Raw genomic sequence first — 1,572 nt, forward strand, 5'->3', positions numbered from 1 at the left:
GCGGCTGCGGGCGACCAGCGCCCGGCCGCCCCGGCGGCCGATCCAGTAACCCGCCTGGGCACCCAGCAGCGCGCCGGCCACGGTGGCGACCAGGACCTGCGGCAACGACAGCCGCACCGGGCCGTGGGCGCCGGACACGCAGAGCAGGCCCGCCGTGAACAGCAGGGAATCGCCGGGGAGGAAGAAGCCGATGAGCAGTCCCGTCTCGGCGAAGAGCACGACGGCGATGCCCAGCGCACCGAACGCCCCGAGCAGTGACCCCGCGTCCAGCAGGTTCACCGCCTGTGGCGCGGACGCCAGTGAGAATACGGACACGGTGGAGGGTCTCCCATAATGGTGAGCGGGCGGCCCGACGGAGCGCCCGGACTGACTACAGTGATGTAGACGGTCTACATCACTGTAGACGCCCGAAGGGGGAGGAGAGTTCCCATGTCCCAGGTGAAGGGGATATCGAACGGCGAACCCGGCCCCCGCCCGCACGGCGAACCGGCAGCCGGACCGACGCCGGAAGCGGCCCCGCGTCACCCGTCACCGACCCCCGCCGGACCGGAACGGCGACCCGCCGGCGAGCTGGAGTCCACGATCCTGGCGGCGCTGTGGGCGGCCGGAGCGCCGCTCACCCCCGGTCAGGTCCAGGGGGCGATCGGCGCGGAACTCGCCCGCACCACCGTCACGACGATCCTGTCCCGCCTCTACGAAAAGGGCACGGTCGCCCGCACCCGGGCCGGTCGCGGATTCGCCTACACACCCACCGAGGACGCGCCCGGACTGACCGCCCGCCGCATGCACAGCGAGCTGCGGAAGCAGGAGGACCGCGGCACGGCCCTGGCCCGGTTCGTGTCCCAGCTCACCGACGAGGACGAGCAACTGCTCCGGGACCTGCTCGACGGAGAAGCCCCGTGATCTACGCCGTGTGGGTGCCGCTGCTGATGCCGTTCCTGGCGGTGCCCGCGGCCCGCCGTCTGGCGGACGCGCTGTCGCCGGTGAATGCCGTACGGCTGCTCGCCGCGACGGGCGTCGGCCTCGCCCTGTGCAGCGTCCTCGCCCTGGTCCTGCTCGTGGTGCCCGGCGCGACCCGGTTCTCCGCGGTCTCCGCCGTGGGCGAAATGGTCCGACCGCTCTCCGACGCCGCCCCCGCCGTCGCCGTGACCCTGGCAGCCGCCGCACTGGCACTCCTCATGGGCTGCACTGCCGCAGTCGCCCGTGCCGCCCGCCGCCACTGGGCTGAGCTGCGCCGTTCCGGACGGTTCGACGGGCGCGCCGATGGCGAGCTGGCCGTCCTGCGCGACAGCCGCCCCGACGCCTACGCGCTGCCGGGCCGCCCCGGCACTCCCGGCCGGATCGTCGTCACCACGGGAATGCTGCGCGCCCTCGACCCCGCCGAACGCGATGCCCTGCTGGCACACGAACGCGCCCATCTCGCGGGCCGCCACCATCTCTTCATCGCCGCGACCGAAGCAGCCGCGCTCTGCCACCCGGCGCTGCGTTCCCTGCGTGCCCCCATGGCATACGCCCTGGAGCGCTGCGCCGACGAGGCGGCCGCCTCCGCCGTCGGCGACCGACGGATCGCAG

General features: G+C 73.9%; 2 protein-coding genes and 1 pseudogene. 2 read left to right on the forward strand and 1 reads right to left on the reverse strand.

Going from position 1 to position 1,572, the window contains the following annotated elements; genetic code table 11:
* Positions 1–315, reverse strand: a pseudogene (locus ABZY11_RS44400) (DedA family protein); the annotation flags it as partial.
* A gap of 255 nt (positions 316–570) precedes the next feature.
* Between ABZY11_RS44400 and ABZY11_RS44405 the strand changes: the two are divergent.
* Both ABZY11_RS44405 and ABZY11_RS44410 read left to right on the forward strand, forming a co-directional pair.
* On the forward strand, positions 571–903 hold the full coding sequence (locus ABZY11_RS44405) for a BlaI/MecI/CopY family transcriptional regulator (RefSeq protein ID WP_356484605.1): 333 nt from the start codon (positions 571–573) through the stop codon (positions 901–903).
* Positions 900–1,572 (forward strand): M56 family metallopeptidase (locus ABZY11_RS44410; RefSeq protein WP_356484604.1); only part of this gene is annotated, 673 nt, incomplete at its 3' end. The genes ABZY11_RS44405 and ABZY11_RS44410, both read left to right, overlap by 4 nt.

This window comes from Streptomyces sp. NPDC006510, assembly GCF_040611955.1.
Taxonomy (GTDB): Bacteria; Actinomycetota; Actinomycetes; order Streptomycetales; family Streptomycetaceae; genus Streptomyces.